Source organism: Dermabacter sp. (genome assembly GCF_032550575.1).
Lineage (GTDB): Bacteria > Actinomycetota > Actinomycetes > Actinomycetales > Dermabacteraceae > Dermabacter > Dermabacter hominis.
Map to the genome: position 1 here is coordinate 1 of NZ_JAWFZC010000013.1, position 21284 is coordinate 21284.

Annotated in this window: 22 protein-coding genes; 11 read left to right on the forward strand and 11 right to left on the reverse strand. The window is 62.7% G+C overall.

The genetic code is table 11. The features are described 5' to 3' along the window. Positions 1–83 precede the first annotated feature (83 nt). From E6X30_RS10025 to E6X30_RS10035, 3 genes are all read left to right on the forward strand, one after another. The gene (locus tag E6X30_RS10025) at positions 84–305 is read left to right on the forward strand and encodes an ASCH domain-containing protein (RefSeq protein ID WP_316336174.1); all 222 of its coding nucleotides are present in this window, start codon (positions 84–86) and stop codon (positions 303–305) included. 62 nt (positions 306–367) lie between these two features. Then, complete coding sequence (locus tag E6X30_RS10030) at positions 368–1156, forward strand: class I SAM-dependent methyltransferase (RefSeq protein WP_316336175.1); 789 nt, start codon at positions 368–370, stop codon at positions 1154–1156. A 100-nt stretch (positions 1157–1256) separates the two neighbouring features. Further along, complete coding sequence (locus E6X30_RS10035) at positions 1257–1610, forward strand: VOC family protein (RefSeq protein ID WP_016664151.1); 354 nt, start codon at positions 1257–1259, stop codon at positions 1608–1610. A gap of 132 nt (positions 1611–1742) precedes the next feature. Here the strand turns inward: E6X30_RS10035 and E6X30_RS10040 are convergent, their stop codons facing one another. The 6 genes from E6X30_RS10040 to E6X30_RS10065 form a co-directional block, all read right to left on the reverse strand. Next, complete coding sequence (locus tag E6X30_RS10040) at positions 1743–2534, reverse strand: ABC transporter ATP-binding protein (RefSeq protein WP_316336176.1); 792 nt, start codon at positions 2532–2534, stop codon at positions 1743–1745. After that, positions 2531–3565: an iron ABC transporter permease gene (locus E6X30_RS10045; protein ID WP_316336177.1), complete on the reverse strand. Its 1035-nt coding sequence runs from the start codon at positions 3563–3565 to the stop codon at positions 2531–2533. The genes E6X30_RS10040 and E6X30_RS10045 overlap by 4 nt, the downstream gene beginning before the upstream one ends. After that, complete coding sequence (locus E6X30_RS10050) at positions 3562–4509, reverse strand: iron ABC transporter permease (RefSeq protein WP_316336178.1); 948 nt, start codon at positions 4507–4509, stop codon at positions 3562–3564. The genes E6X30_RS10045 and E6X30_RS10050 overlap by 4 nt, the downstream gene beginning before the upstream one ends. 42 nt (positions 4510–4551) lie before the next feature. Then, on the reverse strand, positions 4552–5604 hold the full coding sequence (locus tag E6X30_RS10055; RefSeq protein ID WP_316336179.1) for an iron-siderophore ABC transporter substrate-binding protein: 1053 nt from the start codon (positions 5602–5604) through the stop codon (positions 4552–4554). 53 nt (positions 5605–5657) lie between these two features. Next, the gene (locus tag E6X30_RS10060) at positions 5658–6545 is read right to left on the reverse strand and encodes a siderophore-interacting protein (RefSeq protein WP_016664146.1); all 888 of its coding nucleotides are present in this window, start codon (positions 6543–6545) and stop codon (positions 5658–5660) included. Between the two features lie 412 nt (positions 6546–6957). Further along, positions 6958–7740 carry a GAP family protein gene (locus E6X30_RS10065; protein WP_316336180.1) on the reverse strand — a complete coding sequence of 261 codons (783 nt, stop codon included), beginning with the start codon at positions 7738–7740 and terminating at the stop codon, positions 6958–6960. Between the two features lie 196 nt (positions 7741–7936). Here E6X30_RS10065 and E6X30_RS10070 point away from each other — a divergent pair, with 196 nt between their 5' ends. Both E6X30_RS10070 and E6X30_RS10075 read left to right on the forward strand, forming a co-directional pair. Beyond that, positions 7937–8548, forward strand: coding sequence for a TetR/AcrR family transcriptional regulator (locus tag E6X30_RS10070; RefSeq protein ID WP_016664144.1), 612 nt, complete (start codon positions 7937–7939; stop codon positions 8546–8548). 87 nt (positions 8549–8635) lie between these two features. Beyond that, positions 8636–11233, forward strand: a complete 2598-nt coding sequence (locus E6X30_RS10075) for an excinuclease ABC subunit UvrA (protein ID WP_316336181.1) — start codon at positions 8636–8638, stop codon at positions 11231–11233. 293 nt (positions 11234–11526) lie between these two features. Here the strand turns inward: E6X30_RS10075 and E6X30_RS10080 are convergent, their stop codons facing one another. The 4 genes from E6X30_RS10080 to E6X30_RS10095 all read right to left on the reverse strand — a co-directional run bounded on the left by E6X30_RS10080 (position 11527) and on the right by E6X30_RS10095 (position 14259). Beyond that, complete coding sequence (locus tag E6X30_RS10080) at positions 11527–12519, reverse strand: serine hydrolase (RefSeq protein ID WP_141740568.1); 993 nt, start codon at positions 12517–12519, stop codon at positions 11527–11529. A gap of 74 nt (positions 12520–12593) precedes the next feature. Continuing rightward, positions 12594–12896 carry a HigA family addiction module antitoxin gene (locus tag E6X30_RS10085; RefSeq protein WP_016664140.1) on the reverse strand — a complete coding sequence of 101 codons (303 nt, stop codon included), beginning with the start codon at positions 12894–12896 and terminating at the stop codon, positions 12594–12596. Further along, positions 12883–13164 carry a type II toxin-antitoxin system RelE/ParE family toxin gene (locus E6X30_RS10090; RefSeq protein WP_316336183.1) on the reverse strand — a complete coding sequence of 94 codons (282 nt, stop codon included), beginning with the start codon at positions 13162–13164 and terminating at the stop codon, positions 12883–12885. The genes E6X30_RS10085 and E6X30_RS10090 overlap by 14 nt, the downstream gene beginning before the upstream one ends. Positions 13165–13284: 120 nt before the next feature. After that, a complete protein-coding gene (locus E6X30_RS10095) occupies positions 13285–14259 on the reverse strand; it encodes a GNAT family N-acetyltransferase (RefSeq protein WP_016664138.1) in 975 nt (324 codons plus the stop codon). A 513-nt stretch (positions 14260–14772) separates the two neighbouring features. Between E6X30_RS10095 and E6X30_RS10100 the strand changes: the two genes are divergently transcribed. After that, a complete protein-coding gene (locus tag E6X30_RS10100) occupies positions 14773–15315 on the forward strand; it encodes a DUF488 domain-containing protein (RefSeq protein ID WP_316336184.1) in 543 nt (180 codons plus the stop codon). Positions 15316–15754: 439 nt separating this feature from the next. Next, the gene (locus E6X30_RS10105) at positions 15755–15883 is read left to right on the forward strand and encodes a hypothetical protein (RefSeq protein WP_034372423.1); all 129 of its coding nucleotides are present in this window, start codon (positions 15755–15757) and stop codon (positions 15881–15883) included. A gap of 93 nt (positions 15884–15976) precedes the next feature. Here the strand turns inward: E6X30_RS10105 and E6X30_RS10110 are convergent, their stop codons facing one another. Beyond that, complete coding sequence (locus E6X30_RS10110) at positions 15977–17500, reverse strand: SulP family inorganic anion transporter (protein WP_316336185.1); 1524 nt, start codon at positions 17498–17500, stop codon at positions 15977–15979. 197 nt (positions 17501–17697) lie between these two features. Between E6X30_RS10110 and E6X30_RS10115 the strand changes: the two genes are divergently transcribed. The 4 genes from E6X30_RS10115 (at position 17698) to E6X30_RS10130 (ending at position 21107) form a co-directional block, all read left to right on the forward strand. Beyond that, a complete protein-coding gene (locus E6X30_RS10115) occupies positions 17698–18081 on the forward strand; it encodes a MerR family transcriptional regulator (RefSeq protein ID WP_016664134.1) in 384 nt (127 codons plus the stop codon). Positions 18082–18323: 242 nt separating this feature from the next. Next, positions 18324–18776: a flavin-dependent oxidoreductase gene (locus E6X30_RS10120; RefSeq protein ID WP_316336186.1), complete on the forward strand. Its 453-nt coding sequence runs from the start codon at positions 18324–18326 to the stop codon at positions 18774–18776. An 82-nt stretch (positions 18777–18858) separates the two neighbouring features. Next, a complete protein-coding gene (locus tag E6X30_RS10125) occupies positions 18859–19218 on the forward strand; it encodes a metalloregulator ArsR/SmtB family transcription factor (RefSeq protein ID WP_316336187.1) in 360 nt (119 codons plus the stop codon). After that, a complete protein-coding gene (locus E6X30_RS10130; protein ID WP_070459957.1) occupies positions 19215–21107 on the forward strand; it encodes a cation-translocating P-type ATPase in 1893 nt (630 codons plus the stop codon). Before E6X30_RS10125 ends, E6X30_RS10130 begins: the two co-directional genes overlap by 4 nt. Positions 21108–21284: the final 177 nt, after the last annotated feature.

The window sequence follows — 21284 nt, forward strand, 5'->3', positions numbered from 1 at the left end:
CTTTGAGAACCAAATTGGTCTAATCACTAGCAGAAAAGAAATAGCTGCCTAACCACTAGGTAGCTCCACTACGTGTCCACGATTTGCGGGTAACCCCAGTTTTCGAAAAAGAGAGCGGTGAGGCCACGACGATCGACGCCTCCGTGACCTCCGTGAAGCCCACTCGCCGCGGCGGTCTCACCGAGGAGCATGCAAAGCGTGACGGTTTTGCGTCTCTAACGGAATTGCACGAAGCCCTCGATAGGCATTACCCGGGCCTCGCAATGGAAGACAGTGTCGACGTCGTGACGTTTGAGCTCACATAGGCAGAGCCGCTGAAGGCACGCTCCACAGTTACGTGATAACGCTTCTCATGTAGTGTGTGGGCATGGCCTCCCCTAGCGACATCTGGTCCGCGTGCGACTACGCCCCGACCGCCGCACGCCTGCAACCCGTCTCCGCCCTCGTTGCCACCCAACTGGCTCAATTCGTGGAAAGCCCCGCGACCGTCGCTGACATCGGCTCTGGGCACGGGGAAGGTGTCGCGGCACTCCTTGCCCAGGGCTACACCGTGACCGCCATCGAGCCAACCGGCCGGATCCGTGAGAGCGGCCAGAAGCACGCACCTGAGGCGACGTGGATTGATACCTTTGGCGAAGCTACAGGCTTAGAGACGGCATCTGGCGATGCGGTCACAAGCACCTTTGGGACAATGTTTTGCGACCCTACGAAAGGGCCGGCGGAGTGGGCTCGCATCCTTCGCCCCGGCGGCATGCTCATGATGACCGCGTGGAACCAAGAGGGCTTTCTCGCGACGATGACCGACGCGATGAACGATGCCATTGCTCCCGATCGGTCAACACAGACCCCGCCACACATGGCCTGGGGCGTCGACGATGTGGCGCACGAGCGTTTGTCGCCGTGGTTCGACCACATCAGCATCGAACACCTCGACCTGGACTGGTCATTCGAAAGCGTCGAAGAGGGTATGCAGCTTTACCGAGGAGGAAGCCCGACCCACGCTTGGATGGCCGACCATGCCGGTACCCGCCGAGAGGCTCTTTGGACCGCGCTGCGCGATCACCTCGAGGCCCACGCCGATGATTCCGGGCGGATCCACTCGACGACCGGTTACGCACTTGTCACTGCCCAGCGTCGACGTGACACGGGCCGATAACGTCTGAGGCGTTAAAGCAGAATCCCACGGCGCACCGTTGGACATTTACCTACCTGCGATTAACAGGCAGAAACAACGACACACACGTACGATGCGAGCTATGCGTGACGCAACCTTTGCTATCCGCCAGGTAACCTTCGACTGCGACGATCCCTCTGCACTCGCTGAATTCTGGTCGTCCGCCACAGGATGCGCTATCGCCGCCGACTACGGAGACTTCGTTTTGCTCGACTCCACTCCGGCACTAGGCTTTCAGCGCGTTGAAGATCCCACTCCCGGTAAAAACCGCGTGCATCTCGACGGCGGCGGAGTTGAACGCGAAGCTTTAGTAGAGCGCCTCAAGAAGCTAGGCGCCACCGAACTCGGCAGTCATGAAGCACCGGGACTTGTGTGGACCGTTATGGAGGATCCGGAAGGCAACGAGTTCTGCGTGGGCGCCCCTACCCCTGGTTAGCCCCAGATCGGATCTGTTCAGCATCTCCTTGTTTCAGACCGCAGTCCACTGCGTGCATACCGAACCTGGGATCAGCATTTCACCGCCTTGAGCCGTCGGATCCGAACGCGCCACGGGACGGCGCCGGCATCTTCACAGTCGATGTTTGCGAGCAAGCGGAAGAACCACCGGCCCACGCGGATCCTCGAGGTCCACGCGGCATGTGATTCGGTAGGTCTCCTCCACATTCTCCTCAGTGATCACCTCGGCAGGAGTTCCCTCGGCAACCAATCGCCCTTGGTTCAGCATAAGCACGTGATCGGCATAGGCAGCTGCCTGGGGTAGATCGTGCAGAACGGCCATGACCGTACGACCTTCATCGACCAGGTCGGAGCAGAGGTCGAGAAGTAGGTACTGCGCCGAGAGGTCCAGAAATGTGGTCGGCTCATCCAGCAGGATGACTGGGGTGTCCTGGGCAAGGACCATCGCTAACCAGACGCGCTGCCGCTGGCCACCAGACAGCTCGTGCACGTACCGGTCGACGAGGTCGGCAACTCCGGCGCGTTCAACCGCCCGATTGATGGCCTCACTGTCGCCGGGTGCACTGCTACTGAGGAACGAGTGGTAGGGGTGGCGGCCACGCGCCACGAGTTCGCCCACGCGCAGACCACGTGGGGCCACGGTGGCCTGCGGCAGAAGGCTGCAAGTACGAGCCAGTTGTCGACGCCCCATACGGGCAACATCGTGGCCGAGCACCGTAACTCTGCCTTCGTCGGCCGGCCACACCTGGGCCACAGCGCGCAACAAGGTCGACTTGCCACACCCGTTCGGGCCGATGACGACGCTGAAGCTTCCCTTCGGCACCGTGGCACTAAGGCGGTCAACAGCGGTCAGGCCACCGAAGCGAATGGTGAGCTCGTTCATATCGATCGCCGAACTGGTCATAATGAGCCCTCCCGGATTTGTGAGATGAGAACCGCGCCAAGGAAAAGACCGCCGATCAGGGCTGTGAGTACACCCACGGGAAGCCCGGCCAGGAACGCCACGTGTCGAACGGCGAGATCGGCCAGGCACACCGTCGTCGCGCCAACTAACGCAGCGGATCCCATCGCCGGCCGCCCGGTCAATCCACGAGCCAAATGAGGGGCAGTGAGCGCCACGAAGGCGAGCGGGCCTGCTGCTGCCACCGCGCCCACAGTCAGCAGAATTCCCACTAATAGCGCGAACGAACGCGTCTTGGCCGGGCGCGATCCGAGACCGTGAGCCGCATCGTCGCCAAGGCTGATGAGATCGAGATCAACACGTAGCCCCAGCGCCACCGGTCCCAGTAGTAGGAGCACCGACCAGACGACCAGAGCATCACCCCAGGTTCGCGCGGTCAGCGACCCCGTGAGTGCAGCCGCGAGAGCCATGGCCTCGGACTGGCGCGAGAAAACCAAGACAAACTGCGTCAACGCGGTGGAGGCCGCTGCAATACCGATCCCTGCGACGATCACCGCGCCGGGATTACGGAAGCCTGTTGTCGTGGCCCACGGGATGATGAGGCCGGCCGCAAGGGCACCGCCCAGCGCGCCAAGACTGGTCGGAACATTGAGCGCACTCGCCACCGCCATCCCAGCTCCAGCTGCGGTGGTAATCCCAATGACATCGGGGGTGACAAGTGGGTTCGCGGTGGCTCGCTGGAATAGCGCTCCTGCCAGTCCCAGCGCCGCACCCGCCCCGACCGCCACGGCAAGGCGCGGTCCGCGCAGTGTCGTCAGAGCGAGGCTCCCGCGTCCGGTGAGCAGATCGAGCAAAGCTTGCGGTTGAAGTGTAAGAGGGGTGCCGAGCCTGCCAACGGCCAGCGTCCAAGCGCAGGATGCCACTAGAGCCACCACCAGAATCACCACCGCGAGGACATGCCGGGTACGGCTGCGCTGGGCGAGACGGGCGGCGCGGTCCTGATTCGCGGCGAGGGAGGTAGGGGCCGCGTTCACAGCACGCCTCGTGAGCGGCGGACTACTGCGAGCAGCAAAGGCGCACCCAAGAGTGCGGTCACGACTCCAACAGGTACCTCAGCAGGACGCAGGACCAGGCGTCCAATCACATCAGCCAGCAGCATGAGTACCGGCCCAATCAGACAACACAACCCGATGAGCGCACGCGCCGAGCCTTGAGCGAATCGTCGGGCCAAGTGCGGTGCAGCGAGACCGACGAAGACGATAGGGCCAGTAATCGCTGTCGCGGCCGCGGTCATCAGAGCCACCGCGGTAAGAGTGAGAGCGCGCACACGTGCGGGATGGTGTCCCAGGCCCGCGGCAACTTCGTCGCCAAGAGCCACGGCATCCAGCCCACGTCCCACGGCGAAGAGCCCCGCGCCCGCGACTGCGATCACCACCACGGGCCACCAATCAAGAAAGTCGCCTACCGCCAGCGATCCCGCCGACCAATAGCGCAACGCGTCAAAGGCTGCCTTGTGGCGTAGGCTCACGGCCTGCGAGTAGGCAATGGCGACGGCTGTCGTCACGGCCCCGGCGAGTACCAACCTGGTGGCATCGGGGCCACGCCCGAAACTGCCAAGTACCATCACTGCAACCGTGGCCACCGCCGCTCCGGCGAAGGCTCCCCCGACGAGCTGGAGGCCAGCGAGGCCGGGGATCGACGTGACGGTAACGATTCCAGCTGCTGCACCACTTGTCAGTCCCAGAACCCCCGGATCCCCGAGGGGATTACGAGTGACTGTCTGGATCGCGGCGCCAGAACTGGCGAGGGCGGCGCCCGCAACCAGCCCGCACAAGGTGCGTGGGACACGTGCTGCCAGCACCTCCCGCACGTGGGGATCGCCGCCACTGTGGATGGCTTCCACCAGATCGGAAAGCCCGATAGCTTTACTGCCCAGAGCAAGACTGAGCACACAGGTGATACCGAGCACCACCGCCACGAGAGCGGTGGCGACCAGAGTACGTCGACGAGCCAGCAAGAGTTAGTCCGTCACCTTCGCGACGGCCTGGTCGATGAGATCAGTGAGACGCGGAAGGCTCCACGGCACGGTGAGCGGGTTGATCATGCTGATCGCTGTGACGAGCTGCGGGTCAGTCGGGGCCACCACGCTGTCACGCTTGATGGCAGGGATCGACGAGTAAAGCTTCTGCGAAGTGACCTGTTTCTTGGTCGCGGCATCCAGATGAAAGGTGAAGATGAGGTCAGAATCCTTGAGTTTATCGGCATTCTCGAGGCTGATGAGCGCCCAATCGGACCCATCGTTGGCCGTGATGGTATCGACAATTGGGTCGACCGTCAGGCCGAGCATGCTGATCAAGGCCACGCGTTGTTCCGTGGGACGAAAAATGCCAAGCGTTCCCTGGCCTTCAGTGTAGATGTAACTGAAGGTCGTGCCCTCCCAATGTGGGTGCTGAGCAACAGTGTCGGCGAGGGTTTTCTTGAGGTCGCTAATGACTTTGTCGCCGTCGCTGGGGCGCCCCAGCGCCTTGGCCACCATGCGGATCTCGCCGTCCCAAGTAGTGGTCCAGGCGGATTTCTCGTAGGCGACAGTCGAGCAGAACGCGGTCAGTTGGTCATACTGTTTCTGGGTGAGCCCTGACCATGGAGCGAGGATCAGGTCGGGCTCGAGCTCCGCAATGGCCTCGACGTCGAGTTGCTCACCGCCGGCGAATAGAGCTGGAAGGGGCCGTCCCGCCTTCTCGAAGGCTTCTCGGTTCCAGGGTAGATGTCCATCCTTGTCAGCTCCCCAGGCATAGGTTTCAACGCCAACCGGGTAGACCCCCATACTGATGAGGGCCTCAGTGGCGCCCTGCCCGATCGTGACAATTCGCTGAGGCGCCTGCTTGATGGTCGTGGATCCCAAGGCATGGCGAATCACAACGGGGAAACTGCCCGCCGACGCGGTTTCGGTGGACGTTGACCCAGCACTCGAACGGTTACTGCCGCAACCGGTGACGGCAGACAGCGAGAAGACTCCGGCCAGGGCGAGCAGCCCGCGACGAGGCATGCTGAGACGCTGATCTGAGGGGTACATTTCTGATGCTCCTTTAGGGGTTATGCGAGACCGACGCGGTCGCGCCGGGATGGTTAGGATTCGGCGTGCCCTTGACGCCAGTAGCTCATGAAGGCCACCCGATCGCGGGGGCAGCCACGTTCGCGTACGAGGAAGCGGCGCATACGTTGCACAGCCCCTTTTTCGCCTGCCAACCAGGCAAAATGCTCACCGTCGGCATCTCCGGCGGGTTCGTCCCACAGGATTCCAGCGTCATCGTCGAGGTCATCGACCGCTACGCTTTCGGCCGCTTCGGGCGGCCACGTCAGCGTGTAAAGTTCGCGCTCGAGCAGGCTTCCGGGAGCCTCCCCTTCGCGGCACAGCACTCTAACGTCAACCCCGGGCGGGACCGTGAGGGGCCATGCATCCTCAGGGGTCGGCATCTCGATGAGAATCGTGCCGACGGCATCTGGGGCCAGCGAGGCAGCAATGTTCGCTATCGCCGGTGCTGCGGTTTCGTCGCCAGCCACCAGGATTTGCTTGGCACTACCCGGATGCCAGGCCAGGCCAATGGTGTCAATGTCCTTGAAATCGGCGCGGGGGACAGCTACGACGAGCCGATCGCCAGCAGCCACGGTTTCGATCCACCGGCCCGCGGGGCCGCTGGTGCCGTGGCGAACCACATCGACGTCGAGCTCGGCCATGTCTGGACGCATTGCCCGTGCCGTGTATGTCCTCACGGACGGCTGATCACTTGGCGGTAAAGACACGAGGGCGTCATACCAACCTGGGATACGCGGGATGTCCTCCAGTGCGTCACCGTGGTATCGGGGCAGCACGAGCTTGATCCGACGGTCAAGGCAAAGCGGAGCAGCCTTCTTAAGTCCTTCTCCGCTCAGGGTGACTCGACGCATCGAGGGGCACAAGTCGCGCACTGCGTCGACGCGGACCTCAACCGCGGTATACGAGAGCTTTGATCTCATGCCGCATAACGTACCACAATTAGGCAAGGCTCGCCTTACTTAATTCGTTCGCGCCCGGCATTTCCGTGGCAATCATCATTGCGTCAGCCGTCGGAAACCGGACTCGATATCCGCCCCCGGTGGTTTGATCCAGACGACTCGCCTCAATCGCGCGAGGTGCATGGGGGACGTTAAGCCAAAACCGCAGCGCAACATGTTTGGGAGTTACTGACTTACGCGCCGTTCACCTGGGGCGGTTAGCTGACTCACCGGCAACAAGATCCGCGAACTCAACAGCTACCTGACACCCCCTACCGCGTAGCGCTGTACGCAGTCATCTACGGCACGCTCTCACGTCTCACGGGCTCCCATACCCCGTTCCCTAGAAGGAGACACCGACGAAGGCGGACCGTGTTGCACTACTACCTGTTGCTCAGCCCATCAGCCCGAGCCGCACCGCACTCCTGTACGCCATATACAAACCAACGATTGCCGCGATCCACAGCAGTGTCACCTTGGCTTCGTACTCCAGCCGGCCAATGGCACGCTCCAGCCGCGGAAAAATAGCGGGCCCCGCGACGCCCGCGATGACGCTCATCAGAATCGCTGGCAAGATCATGACGGCGCAGTAACCCACAATCAGCGCAATCTTGCTGGACATCCCCACTGACATGGACTGGATAATCCCCATCGCACCCAAATAGGGCAACATCGTGGCTGCCTCTACAACGGCGGCTCCCAACGCCAACGCCACCATACCGCTCACACTCAGCGAAACACCCCGGGCGAGGCGAAATGCCCGACCCTCCCGGACATCGGCGTCAGGAAGCGCAGCGGCAGAGGTAATAGTTGCGGCAGCGGCGTCGACACTCGCCACAGACGGCTGCTCCACCGAATCAGACCCCTTGGCTGCTTGCTTTTTAGGGTTTGGGGCGGCCACCCCAAAAAGGAAAAGCCCCACACCTAGAACAAGAGTCACCCATCGGAACCAATCGGCCTCGGCGACTCCAGAAAAACGCTGCACTACCGCTTCAAAACCGAACAGCAAAGCAATGCCGAGACCACAGTAGGCCCCACCAATCGTCGTGAGATATGCACCCAACAGGCCGAAACAGACTCGACGCCACACAAAAATGAGAGCAATAGGAATGACAAGAGTTCCTACGCTCAAGCTATCGACGAGCGCGAGACCAGCGAGGGCTAGAAAGCCTGACATGACGTTCTCCAATGGTCAGGTACGGAAATCGCGGCCATGGGAATGCTCTCCTCAGCTTGCGGAACGATGAAGGAGATTCCACATCCATACATTTGTACGAACTTTTCGATTGATACGATCGTATGGAACGTTTCAGTGAGATGCAACCAGGCAACGAACGGCTGGCAGCACTTGGGTCACGCAAGATTGGAGACTCATGCCCGTTGACCCCAACATCCCCTTCACCGGCACAGCGGCACTGATCGCCGACGCTGCTATTCGAGTGATGGTCAACCAGGGCCTCGATGCCTTGAGTGTTCGCAATGTCGCGGCAGAGGCGGGGGTCGCACCCGGGACTGTCCAGTATCAGATGGGAACGCGGGACGACATCATCGCGAAAGCATTCATGCGGTCTATTCAGCGGCAGGAGTCGCGGGCGCTCCGAGAGACCGACGCGACAGACTTTCACGCGGTCATCCGCAGCCGCCTAGCCGAGCTCCTGCCGATTGGTCCTGTCCAGCGTGAAGACGCTGCAGTGTGGGTTATCGTGGGCGCCGCCGCTTCCACACGCGAATGGCTAGCCGACTTATACGACGCCGAAGTGGAACGCTTCCGAGCACGTGTAAGCAACGGGCTTGCGGCAGCTGAACGGCATGAGAGCTTGAGCAGCCGACTATCGCCTGAACAAGGAGCTCGCTTGGTCACGGCACTCGTCAACGGGCTCACGATCGACTACCTCAACGGCCCGAAAAACTCGACTCAGCAGTTGCTGGCAGACCTCGATGCGGGACTCGCGCTGATCGTGGAGCCTTCCCGGTCTCAGGTCTAGAACGACAGGAAGGCCACGCGCCGCCCGCGACTGCCATTGGCAAGGCGCCGCCGACCAGGGCGCAGCTTGCTAGGTAGAGTAGCGACCATGACCCACTCCACGTCCGAGCCCCCGGCACCACGCACTACGGCACCTGCGGGTCACGATCCCATGATCCGGGTGCGCGATGCGCACCTTCACAACCTGAAACACATCGACGTCGACCTGCCCCGGGATACGCTCGTGGCGATCACCGGCGTATCGGGTTCGGGCAAGTCGAGCCTGGCCTTCGGCACCATCCATGGGGAGGCGCAGCGCCGCTACCTGGAGTCCGTCTCCCCCTTCGCGCGCCGTCTCATCGGTGGCGCGGTCAACCCGCGCGTGGGGTCAGTGACAGGCCTGCCGCCGACGGTGGCCCTGCAGCAGTCCACCACCCTCGGTGGGGCGCGCTCCTCCGTGGGGACGATCTCAAATATCTCGAATAGTGTTCGGCTGCTCTTTTCCCGCTCCGGCAGCTACCCGGACGGTATGCGCGAGCGGCTGGAATACGGCAGGCTGGATTCCGACGCCTTCTCCCCCAACACCACCGCCGGCATGTGCCCCGAATGCCAGGGAACCGGAACCGTGCACCGGCCGACGGAAGAGTCGATGGTGCCGGATCCCAGTCTGTCTATCTGGGACGGCGCGATCGCCGCGTGGCCGGGAGCGTGGCTGGGCAAGAACTTCCGGGACATCCTTGGCGCCCTCGGCTACCCGCTCGATATCCCGTGGCGGGATATTCCGCAAGAAGACCGCGACTGGATCCTGTTCACGGACGAGCAGCCGGTGGTGACAGTCCATCCGGAGCGGGACGAAAACGCCGTGCACTTGTCGTATAAAGGCAAATGGCGCTCGGTAGCCACTTACCTCACCGAGACCCTGGCGGAGACGGGATCGGATACGACCCGCCGCCGGGTGCTCTCCTTCATGCATTCATCGACATGCCCCACCTGCGAGGGCCGCGGTTTCCAGCAGGATACCTTGCAAGTCACCTACTCCGGCTACGCCATCGACGAATTCAACGACTTGGCATTGAAAGACCTGCTGAATGTGCTGGAGGAGCGCCTCCAGCGCTTAGCGAGGATCGCGAAGCAGCAGTGGAACGAGCACGACGAGGCCGAAGAACTGCTGCTGGATCAGGTGCTGCCCACGGTGCGCGCGGCAATCGAGCTGGGGCTAGGCCACCTAAGCCTCTCTCGCCCGGCTCGGAGCTTGTCTGCGGGCGAGCACCAGCGCCTGCGGCTGACCTCCCAGTTGAACTCGAACCTGTTCGGCACCACCTATGTGCTGGATGAGCCCTCGGCAGGCCTTCACGTCGTGGAGCGGAAGGCGGTCTCTGAGCTGCTGCAGCGCTTCGTTGACGCGGGGAATTCGGTGCTTCTGGTGGAGCACGATATGTCCCTCGTGGCGGGATGCGATTGGATCGTGGATATCGGCCCCCGCGCCGGTGAGCGCGGCGGGGAGCTGGTGTTCTCCGGCCCCACTGACCAGTTCCGCGCCAACTCCGAGCAGCTGGACTCCCCCACTGCGACCGCCTTGAACGGGAGCTTCCCCGAGCTGAGGGACACCCCTGCAGGAACCGGTGAATCCATCAGCCTTCGCGGCGTGCACGCGCGCGCCTTCGACGGGGCCGATGTGGACATCCCGCTGGGTGCGCTCACCGCGGTCACGGGGGTATCCGGTTCCGGCAAATCCACCCTGGTGATCGAGGTGCTGGCCGACGTGGCGTCCCGCGCGGCTAAGCAGGTTGTCGGCGCCGATGAGGTCTCGGTCGAGGATCCGGATGCTGACTTCACGGCAGGCTCCGACCCGACCCGGGATTTCCGGGTGGAGAGCGCAATGGGGATCGATAGCATCCGTCGGTTGGTTCACATCACCCAGAAGCCGATTGGACGCACGGTGCGTTCCACCGTCGCGACCTACACGGGTCTTTTCGATTATGTCCGCAGGCTGTTTGCCGACACCCCGGAGGCGAAGCGGCGGGGCATGTCGGTGTCGGACTTTTCTTACAACACGAAAAAGGGTCGCTGCCCGGAGTGTGATGGGGCGGGCAGCATCGAGGTCGAGCTCGTGTTCCTGCCCGGCACGTACACCACGTGCCCGGTCTGCCACGGCAAGCGCTATAAGCCGGAGATCCTTGAGGTGCAGTGGAGCGGCCGCAGCATCGCGGATATCTTGTCGCTGACCGTGGACGAGGCGCTCGAGGTCTTCGCCGAGGAGCCGAGGATTCTGCGCTCGGTCGAATTTCTGCACGCACTCGGCCTGGGCTACTTGCGGCTAGGGCAGGGTTCCCCGGAACTCTCGGGCGGGGAGGCGCAGCGCATCAAGCTGGCCTCCGAAATGCAACGCGGCTCCAGCCGCAAGCACAGCCTGTACCTTCTGGACGAGCCTACGACGGGGCTGCACCCGGCGGACGTTGATCTATTGCTGAGCCAGCTGCGTCGCCTGGTCGATGACGGCGCGACGGTGGTCGTTGTCGAGCACGACCTCCGGGTGATCGCGCAGGCCGACCACATCATCGACGTCGGCCCGGGAGCCGGAGATGAGGGTGGCCAGATCCTCGCCACCGGAACACCGGCGGCGGTCGCTCAGCATGCTCTGCATCCGGATTCGCGCTCGGTGACGGCCCAGGTGTTGGCCGATCGAGCCGGCATAAGCCGTGCCTAAGAATCTCAACGCCAAAGGCCCAGTCGCCAGACTATTACGGCCCAGGCGATCTCCATCTTTCTCGGGGGCCAAAGTCGACTAACCCGCGTACCTGCCACGGCTAAGCAGTCGCGCTGCCGGTAATGGCTTCGCGGTCCTCACGCTGCCGCTCGATGACTAGACCATCCTTAGCAGCATCCAGTGAGACACGGAGAAAAATAACGCGACTCAACAGCGCTACACGTCAAAACTGAACACGGTCGAGTTCCGCTGGGGAGAAACATACGGCGAACGCTTCCTACCTCACTGGTGCTTCAAGGCAGCGAGCGGGCCAGTGCCATCCCAAGGTCATCAACCGAGTTCATCGTGTTGCTAAGTACGATCACGCCCTGCCCACGGCCGGGTTGAAGACTTATCCAGCTGCTGAAGCCACCGGTCATGCCGTTGTGCCACACCAGTGAGTTCTGGTCGATATGCCAGCCGTAGCCGATGCGCAGACCGTCTCTGGCAACGACTGCCTGATCCATCGCAGCCGTGCCCGGCGCGGTGGCGTCCAGCAGGGACTGAAGATATCGAGTCATGTCAGCAAGGGTCGATCGGACACTGCCACTGGGCGCTTCAGCACCCAACGTCCATGGCGCGGATCGCCGCCCCCACATGACCGAGTAACCGCGGGGCGCATCTACTCCAAGCGACGTCGGATCTGTTGGAACGAAGGTGTCGTCCATCCCCAATGGTGCGAACAGCCGTTCTTGAAGCAGTCGCGGAAAACTCGTTCCCGCTCGGCGAGCCAGCGCCTGCCCAAGCAAGGAGTAGCCGAGGTTTGAGTATGCGTATTCCCTTGGCCCCAGGCGAGACCGGCTCGCATCCGCAATCAGACGCTCGAGAGTCACTGACGAACTTGGGTCATGCACGAGCAACGGCCAAAGAGCAAGATCAGCGACGTTGCAGCATGTGCTCGCCATATTAGGCAGGCCGCTGGTGTGAGTAGCAAGCTCTTCAAGCTCGATGGCAGCCACCTCGCTGCTCGCCAGATCAAAGAAGGTTCCCAGAGGAGTCCGTCGGCTTATTTCACCGCGCTCCAGCATGTCAGCAAAGACCGCAGCCGTCATCGTCTTGGTGATCGAACCGATCTCGTACTGCGTATGACGACCCGCACCGAAATGAGCCTCACGGAGTACACCGTTGTCGATAACTGCGATACTGGCCCGGTCTCGAGGCCCGCGCGAACGTCGAAGAATCGTCTCGGCTTCACGAACGAGCCAAGGATCCCCCGACGACTCGCGGCACAGGCTCGGAGTTCTCATTCGGGCGAAGATTTCAACAGCCGCTACTCCTGCGACCACCAGACCGGACCCGACGGCCAGCCGTCTGCGAGAGCTCACGCGACCTGCAGGGGCGTGATCGCCGCGATCTGCTCCTCCGCGAGGTCCTCCGCACGGTCCAGCTCGTAGTGGCTCTGCAGGTTGATCCAGAACTCCGCCGACGTGCCGAAGTACTTCGCGAGCCGCAGCGCGGTGTCGGCAGTGATGCCCCGCTTGCCGTGCACGATCTCATTGATCCGCCGCGGCGGAACCCCGATCGAGACGGCGAGCTTGTTCTGCGTGATGCCGAAGCCCTCGATGAAGTCCTCCATGAGGACCTCACCCGGGTGGATCGGCTCGATCCTGTCAGTGGTAGTCAACGATCTGCAACTCCTCCGGTCCGGCGTCGCTCCACACGAAGCACATACGCCACTGGTCGTTGATTCTGATGCTGTACTGCCCGGCCCGATCACCCTTGAGGGCCTCGAGCCGGTTGCCGGGCGGGACCCGGAGGTCCTCGAGAGACTCCGCGGACCCCACCTGACGCAGCTTGCGCAGTGCGACGCGATGGATCCTCGGATCGATGGACCGCACGCGCTCACGACGCCACAGCCGTTCGGTCGCCTTGTCGCCGAACGATCTGATCATGAAGCCAGTCTATAACGGAGGCCGTCATTAACGCTAGACGTTAAACCTGAACTCAATCGAGTTACGGCGCCGAAGAACATGACGGATCACCACAGCCCAGGTCGTGAAGCTCAGCGATCCTTACAAGGGCATGACCATGAACAAGCAGGGGTTGTCATCACCCCACAGATCAGTCTCCTCCAGCGGCAGGAAACCGCACTTCTCGTAGAAGTGGCGGGTGTGGGCGTATCCAGTGTCGGGATGCGATGGCCCCAAGGTCTTCACTTGGAGCAGTCGGACACCATCGACACGGGAGGCGGACGCCACGGCCCTGAGCATGGCCGATCCAACGCCCCGACCATGCCAGGCTCGGTCCACGACCATGAAGTGGATGTCGGCGGATACCGGGAAGTCGCGGTCGACCAAGGTCACGCCGATGACCCTTCCATGTTCGTCGCGCACAGACCACGTCTCCATGTGCCGGGCTGCGTCGATGTACTCCTGATTCGCTTCTTCCAGGCCGAACCACTCCGGGACTGTCGCCAGAAGCCGTGCGACGTCATCCGGGAGCTGCGTGTCTCTGCGGCACTCCCAGAGTGATGGATGAGGACGCAATGCGCACATCTTCACGCTGTCCCAGCGTCGGCCGTTCCACGACCGCGCCTCGGGAATCCGGCCACACTCGACGAAACCGCATCGTCTCGCTGAGGCGATCATCCTCTCGTTGCCTGACCACGTCTGAAGGGTGACGACGTGAGCGTCAGTCTCGTCGAAGATCAGGTCGAGCCACTGGGTGAGTGCCGCTCGGCCGATACCCCTCCCCCACCAACGTGGGTCGAAGACCACGATGCCAAGCTCCCACCAGCCGCCGCCTGCGGGCTCCTCCTCAAAGCGCGAAACAAAACCAACAGGTTCTCCATCGACCTCGATGATCCGGCGATCATGACTGCCTAATCCTGCACGCTGCCGCTGATCAAACTCCTCACGGCTGGGGTTCACAGGGGCCTCGAAGTAGGGCCCATCCCACAGCTTCCACGCGGCATCCGGCGTCGCGTGCTGCCAGGCCCACAAGAAGTCGAAATCATCGGCACTCACCGGCCGGAGAGTCACATTCACTGCGCCAGCCTACCTTGGCCGAGACTGGAGACATCAGGGTTTTTCGTCTCTCGCCCAGATGGCGAAAGCGCCGCTGCTCGACGGCTCGGCAGACCGGAACTACACATTGAACCTAAATTCGACGACGTATCGTTGCAAAAACACCTTCTCATTCGTGAATAGCAGCTAAAAACCACCACACCCCGCTATGTGCGGCAAAGATAAAGTGCACACCAGGTAGCCTCAGTCCCCGCTCCTCGTGCAGCAGCATCCTTAAACAAGACATGCATGGGATTCGCCCCACATACGATTAACTCAGGCTTCCGATGTCGCACAAGCGATCCGTTGAAACTTAACCGAACGGTCCGTGCGGAATATTCGGCCGTAAATGGGATTTATACGGTGGAAAGGCGGGCGCGAATGCATTAAACGTCCTGCCTGCTAGCCCCGCGTTCTACCTGTCCGACCACCTGCCGATGCACGATACCTGGACGCCAATGTTGGTGTAACCGCTTGACGCGTAGCATTGGCGACATGCGCATTTTCACCGTGGGCCACTCCAACCTCGAGTTCGAGGACTCCGCTGAAATGATCAAGGCTGCCGGTGTGGCATCCATCGTGGATGTGCGCAAGCTGCCCGGGTCCAGGAAGTACCCGTGGTTCAACGGCGACCCCCTTGCCGAACACCTTCCTACATGTGGCATCACTTACAGCAGAAGTGAGGGCCTCACCGGGCGGCGCAACGTGTCCCACTCGGTGCCGTTTGAGGTTAACGGCAACTGGCGTAACCGCAGTTTCCACAATTACGCCGACCATGCGCTGGGCGGGGAGTTCTCGGACGCGCTCTCGCAGCTACGGGTGAACGCCGCCGAAACCCCCACCGCGATCATGTGCTCCGAGGCGGTGTGGTGGCGCTGCCACCGGCGTATCATCGCCGACCACCTCATCGCCCGCGGTGACGAGGTTGGCCACATTATGGGCCTGGGGGCAGCCGGGGCGACGGTGAACGAGGCAACGCTCAACGACGGCGCAGTCATCGGCAACGATCTCCTCGTGCGCTACCCCGAGCGGGACTAGCGCGTACCCCAGAGGCCAGGGGTGCGGAAACTCGGACTATGCCTCAGGCGCGACCTACGCCTTGTATTCATGGAGCGCCCGCCCCTTATGAGCAGCAGCATCGGAGGCACACCAGTGGATAGCACGCTCAAACGAGCTTTAGGTTAGGAAATCTGAACCCCTCAATCTAAGAAGACCACCGGGAACCCCGATAGTGCCCCGAAGCATCGAATCGAAAAACGTGCTACCGACTTGCCACGGACCTAGACGTTGAACTTGAAGTCCACGATATCTCGTTACAAAGTCACTCTCTCGTTAACACCACCAAAAGGAGCGTTATCCAATGAAGCGTTCCGATTCTTAAACTTCGGGCATTACGCCTTCGGTGGCCAGCGCGGGTCATACGCGGAAAAGATCGCCAAGACTCATCTGGATCGCCCAGGCTGCGAACGAAATCGGCGTGAACGACGCGTCCTTCCGAGTCCACTACTTCGTGCCGCAGGCCTCCGCCCCGATGCCGCTGCTCGGTGCTGTCGCGGCCACCACCAAACACATCGAGGTGGCCAACGGTGTCATCGACATGCGCTAGCGCATCTCATGGTTGTGACGTTGGATAGCGGCTGCCGCCCGCGGCTGCGCCGCGGTTGCCCCCGACGTGACCGACTGGCCCACCCGAGCCCTGTCAGTGACCGTTGCCGAGTCCTCCCGTGAGTCGGGCGTGGAACCCAGTCGTGAACTCGTTCATCCCGACGAGCTCGACCGTCTTGCCGTGCTGTTCGTATTTGGTCTCGATTGCGTCGAGCGCCGCGACGGTGGAGGCATCCCAGATGTGGGATCTCGTGAGGTCGATGATGACTCGGTCAGGGTCGTCGGCGTACTCGAACATGGTGGTGAGGTCGTTGCTGGAGGCGAACAGGAGCTGACCCTCGACTGTGTAATGCGCGATCCGAGCGCCATCCTGTTCAGTGATCTCACGCCTGACGTCGATGAGGTGGGAGACGCGGCGCACGAACATCACAGAGGCGACGAACACGCCGACGACGACACCGACGGCGAGGTTGTGGGTGGCGACGACGACGGCGACGGTGATGACCATGACGGTCGTCTCGCTCTTAGGCATCCGGCGCAGGGTAGAGGGCTTGATGGAGTGCCAGTCGAAGGTACCTACGGAGACCATAATCATCACCGCGACCAGCGCCGCCATGGGGATGATCGCAACAATGTCGCCGAGGACGACGATGAGGGCCAAGAGGAACACACCTGCGAGGAACGTCGAGATGCGGGTGCGGGCCCCGGACGCCTTCACGTTGATCATGGTCTGCCCGATCATCGCGCAGCCACCCATGCCGCCAAACAGGCCGGAGAGCAGGTTCGCGACGCCCTGCCCCCAGCTCTCCCGGGTCTTGTTCGAGTGGGTGTCGGTCACATCGTCCACGAGCTTCGCCGTCATGAGCGATTCCATCAGGCCTACCAGCGCCATCGCGAGGGCAAACGGCGCGATGATCGTGAAAGTCCCCCATGTCAGCGGCACATTCGGTATGAACAGCTCGGGAAGGCTGCGCGGCAGCTCACCCTTGTCGCCGACTGCGGGTACGTTGATCGAGAAGACGACCGCGGCGGCGGTCACCAGAGCGATCGAGACCAGTGGGGCCGGTATGACCTTAGTGATCTTCGGTATGAAGACCATGATCAGCAGCCCGACCGCGACGAGGGGGTAGACCATCCAGGGCACGCCGATGAGTTCGGGCACCTGTGCCATGAAGATGAGGATCGCCAGCGCGTTGACAAAGCCGACCATGACGCTGCGCGGGATGAATCGCATGAGTCTGGCGACTCCGAAGACGGCGAGGAGGATCTGGAAGACCCCAGCCAGAAGCACCGTCGCGATGAAGTAGTCCAAGCCGTAGTCGCGGGCGACGGGGGCGATAACGAGAGCGATAGCGCCCGTCGCCGCGGTGATCATGGCGGGTCTGCCACCGAGGAACGCGATGGACACTGCCATCACGAATGAGGAGAACAAGCCCGCACGTGGATCGACGCCCGCGATGATCGAGAACGAGATCGCCTCGGGAATGAGCGCCAGCGCCACGACCAGGCCTGCGAGAACTTCGCGAGTGAGGATGCGCGGGGTCTTCAGTGCGGTGAGCACCGACGGTTCGGGCCGGTACCGACCCTTGTCTTCTTTGGTCGCAGTGGGCAAGGCCATGCGGTACCTCCATCTGTTCAGGGCGGCGCTCTCAGGCCAGGAGCGGAGAATGTCTGGTGGTGCGCGACAACGTGCGGCTTCGCCTGGCGATAGATCGCCACGGCGGAGGCATGTCCAGTCTCATGTGGACACGAGAGTCAACACTAACGTAACGTGAGAGTTGTGTCGAACTGAGACGATGAGATGAGGAGGCCCCCGTGCCCGAAGCGGGAATGATGCACATCGGAGAGCTGGCTGAGCGGACAGCTCTGTCGCAGCGCACCATCCGCCACTACGACGAGATCGGACTCTTGACACCCTCCGGACGCTCCGAGGGCGGGTTCCGGCTCTACACTGAGGGTGATCTCGGCAGACTCCTGCTGATCCGGCGCATGAAGCCACTGGGATACTCGCTCGATCAGATGGGCGACCTACTCCGGGCGCTCGACGGCGCAGATGGCGTCGGTGCTGCCGCCGAGAGCGCCCGGCGGGCGCTGAACGATTTCCGCACCGACGCGGAGGAACGCCGCGCGAAGCTTGCCAAGCAGCTTGACGCCGCTGACGAGTTCATCGGCCTGCTCGCCGCGCACTCCTCGGACTGAGTCGAAACAGACACACGATGCGCTATCTGTGCCAGCGAGGCCACTTCGAAGCGTTCATGGCTGCAGTGGACGGCAACGGATTCGCCACCGCCGCACCGCTGGACCGGCAGTAGCCCAACATATTCCAGCCCGGCTCCGCCCTGCCGGTCGTCCCCATGGTGCCCGAGCTGCGTTAGCACATTTCCTACGGCTCCGGCACCCACGCTTCTGTCGAACAAACCGCCGAGGACGGACTCAACCTGATGTCGTCCACTCTGGTCTCCGAGACCAACGCCGAGCCCCTGAGCGAAATCCAGGCAGACCAGATCAGTCGCTACCGCGCCGCATGGAAGACGGCGGGCCATGCTTGGACGCCGCGCGCGTCGGTTTCGCGCTCCGTCTTCCCCATCGCTGACGGCGCGGACATGCAGATGATCGGCATGCAGGCCACCGGCTCCGATCAGCTGGGCATGCTTCCCGACGTCGGCGCCTCCACCTTCGGTCGCACCTTCGCCGCTGAGCCCGACAAGCTCATTGAGCAGCTCAAAGCCGATCCCGCCGTCATGTCCGCCGACGCCCTGCTCATCATCATCCCCACCGGGATGGGCGTGGACGTCAACGTGAAGATCTTGGACAACTTCGCCACGCATGTCGCCCCCGCTTTCGGTTGGCAGCCGAACCGCGAAGGCCCAGTTACCGGCTATCCCATCGAGTAATTCCTGCAGGTCGCAAGCTCTTCGCTTCAATGTCAGTTCAGTGCATTTTGAATAGTTCGGCACACGTTGTATTGTTCAGTACATGCTGACTATTGCTTCACGCCTCGACGTCATGAACCGGCTCGGCCGGGCCATGGCTGATCCGACGCGCTCCCGAATCCTGATGACCCTACTCGACGGTCCGGGCTACCCGGCCGAGATTTCGCAAAGCTTGGATCTGACCCGCTCGAACGTCTCGAATCACCTGTCCTGCCTGCGCGATTGTGGCATCGTCGTCGCCAAGCCGGAGGGCCGCAAGACTCGCTACGAAATCGCCGATCCGCACCTCTCGGCAGCGCTCGACGCGCTAGTTAACGCGACGTTGGCTATCGACGAAAACGCCCCGTGCATCGCCCCTGAGTGCTCGGTGCCCGGCTGCGGCGAGAAAGGAGCGGACGCATGAGTTCAGCATGTGGATGCGAACACGAACCCGCCACGGAGATCGAAGAGCTCGATCGGCCATGGTGGAAGGACCCCGAGCTACTGCTACCGATCTTCTCCGGCGTAGCCCTCATTACAGGGCTGGCGCTGGACTGGTCCGACTTGGAGACGCCCGCGACGGTACTGTATTGGCTTGGTCTGCTGTTGGGCGCTTACACGTTCGCACCTGGAGCGATCCGGAACCTTGTCACGAAGCGAAAGCTCGGCATTGGTTTGCTGATGACGATCAGCGCGGTCGGCGCGGTGATCCTCGGCTTCGTTGGAGAAGCCGCAGCGCTAGCGTTCCTGTACTCGATCGCCGAGGCGCTGGAGGACAAGGCAATGGATCGGGCCCAGGGCGGACTGCGGGCACTGTTGAAGTTGGTGCCGCAGACCGCAGCGGTACTGCGCGACGGCACGGCAGTCGAGGTCGTAGCAAAGGACCTCGTGGTTGGCGAGCTCATGGTCGTACGCCCCGGGGAGCGGATCGCCACGGACGGCATCATTCGTTCCGGACGCTCCAGCCTTGACACCTCAGCGATCACCGGAGAATCCATTCCGGAGGAGGTTGCGCCCGGCGACGAGGTGCCCGCGGGAGCAATCAACTCCGCCGGCGTGCTGGAGGTCGAAACGACCGCAGCTGGAACGGACAACTCACTGACCACACTCGTGGACCTGGTCGAGCAAGCGCAGGCGGAAAAGGGCGACCGCGCCCGGATCGCCGACCGGATTGCCCGACCCCTAGTGCCCGGGGTGATGATCCTGGCGGTGCTGGTCGGCGTGATCGGCTCGGTGCTGGGCGACCCCGAGACGTGGATCACCCGCGCGCTGGTGGTCCTGGTCGCCGCGTCGCCGTGCGCGCTGGCAATCTCCGTGCCGCTGACGGTCGTGGCCGCGATCGGCGCAGCCAGCCAGTTCGGAGTGGTCATCAAGTCTGGCGCGGCGTTCGAGCGACTCGGCGGCATCCGTCACCTGGCAGTGGACAAAACCGGAACCCTTACCCGCAACCAGCCTGAGGTTACCGGAGTGGTCCCGGCAGACGGATTCGATCGGACGCAGGTGCTTTCCTTCGCGGCGGCCGTTGAGCAGCAATCGACGCACCCTCTCGCCGCGGCGATCGCGGCGGCGGGGCCCGAAGCGCCCACCGCCTCGGACATCAGCGAGGAAGCTGGGCATGGCATCGGCGGCACCGTCGAAGGTCGACGGGTACTTGTGGGCAGCCCCCGATGGATCGACGCCGAGCCACTGAAAGCGGACGTTGAGCGCATGGAGTCCGAGGGCCAGACCTGCGCCCTGGTCACCGTCGATGACGCTCTCGCCGGGGCAATCGGGGTCCGCGACGAGTTGCGGCCCGAGGTGCCCGAAGCCGTGCAGACCCTGCACGCCAACGACGTGGAAGTAAGCATGCTCACCGGCGACAACACTCGCACCGCCCGGGCGCTGGCTGAAATCGCCGGAATCGACGACGTGCGCGCTGAGCTACGCCCGGAGGACAAGGCAAGCATCGTCGCCAAACTCTCCTCTAAGACGCCGACAGCGATGATCGGCGACGGCATCAACGACGCGCCGGCACTGGCGGGCGCGACGGTGGGCATCGCGATGGGAGCAACCGGCTCTGACGCCGCGATCGAGTCCGCTGACGTCGCCTTCACCGGCCACGACCTCCGGCTAATCCCGAAGGCACTACAGCACGCCCGCCGAGGCAGCAGGATCATCAACCAAAACATCGTGCTGTCTCTGGCCATCATCATCGTGTTGATGCCGCTGGCGATCAGCGGCGTGCTGGGCCTGGCCGCCGTCGTGTTGGTACACGAGGTCGCCGAAGTCATCGTGATTTTGAACGGCCTGCGGGCTGCGCAAGCGAAGCGCTGAGGCTTTGATCGGCAAGTCTGATAGGGATTCAACCACACGCCGCGCGGACGCACCTTGGACCAGGCGCGTCATTCGAGTTCACGGTCTGCCTCCGTGGAATCGGGATCGTACTCGGCCACCTGGCCCTTCTCGATGCATGCGGGCACGGGAGCTGTGGGCGAGCCGCCGCCCGGCACG

Bases quoted from the DNA above. Each gene is read 5' to 3' on its own strand.
- E6X30_RS10035 (WP_016664151.1), top strand. From the start codon at position 1,257: ATGCGTGACGCAACCTTTGCTATCCGCCAGGTAACCTTCGACTGCGAC.
- E6X30_RS10110 (WP_316336185.1), bottom strand. From the start codon at position 17,500: ATGGCCTTGCCCACTGCGACCAAAGAAGACAAGGGTCGGTACCGGCCC.
- E6X30_RS10075 (WP_316336181.1), top strand. From the start codon at position 8,636: ATGACCCACTCCACGTCCGAGCCCCCGGCACCACGCACTACGGCACCT.
- E6X30_RS10040 (WP_316336176.1), bottom strand. From the start codon at position 2,534: ATGACCAGTTCGGCGATCGATATGAACGAGCTCACCATTCGCTTCGGT.
- E6X30_RS10030 (WP_316336175.1), top strand. From the start codon at position 368: ATGGCCTCCCCTAGCGACATCTGGTCCGCGTGCGACTACGCCCCGACC.
- E6X30_RS10120 (WP_316336186.1), top strand. From the start codon at position 18,324: ATGTCGTCCACTCTGGTCTCCGAGACCAACGCCGAGCCCCTGAGCGAA.
- E6X30_RS10060 (WP_016664146.1), bottom strand. From the start codon at position 6,545: ATGAGATCAAAGCTCTCGTATACCGCGGTTGAGGTCCGCGTCGACGCA.
- E6X30_RS10055 (WP_316336179.1), bottom strand. From the start codon at position 5,604: ATGTACCCCTCAGATCAGCGTCTCAGCATGCCTCGTCGCGGGCTGCTC.
- E6X30_RS10125 (WP_316336187.1), top strand. From the start codon at position 18,859: ATGCTGACTATTGCTTCACGCCTCGACGTCATGAACCGGCTCGGCCGG.
- E6X30_RS10090 (WP_316336183.1), bottom strand. From the start codon at position 13,164: ATGATCAGATCGTTCGGCGACAAGGCGACCGAACGGCTGTGGCGTCGT.
- E6X30_RS10130 (WP_070459957.1), top strand. From the start codon at position 19,215: ATGAGTTCAGCATGTGGATGCGAACACGAACCCGCCACGGAGATCGAA.
- E6X30_RS10070 (WP_016664144.1), top strand. From the start codon at position 7,937: ATGCCCGTTGACCCCAACATCCCCTTCACCGGCACAGCGGCACTGATC.
- E6X30_RS10065 (WP_316336180.1), bottom strand. From the start codon at position 7,740: ATGTCAGGCTTTCTAGCCCTCGCTGGTCTCGCGCTCGTCGATAGCTTG.
- E6X30_RS10100 (WP_316336184.1), top strand. From the start codon at position 14,773: ATGCGCATTTTCACCGTGGGCCACTCCAACCTCGAGTTCGAGGACTCC.
- E6X30_RS10080 (WP_141740568.1), bottom strand. From the start codon at position 12,519: ATGAGAACTCCGAGCCTGTGCCGCGAGTCGTCGGGGGATCCTTGGCTC.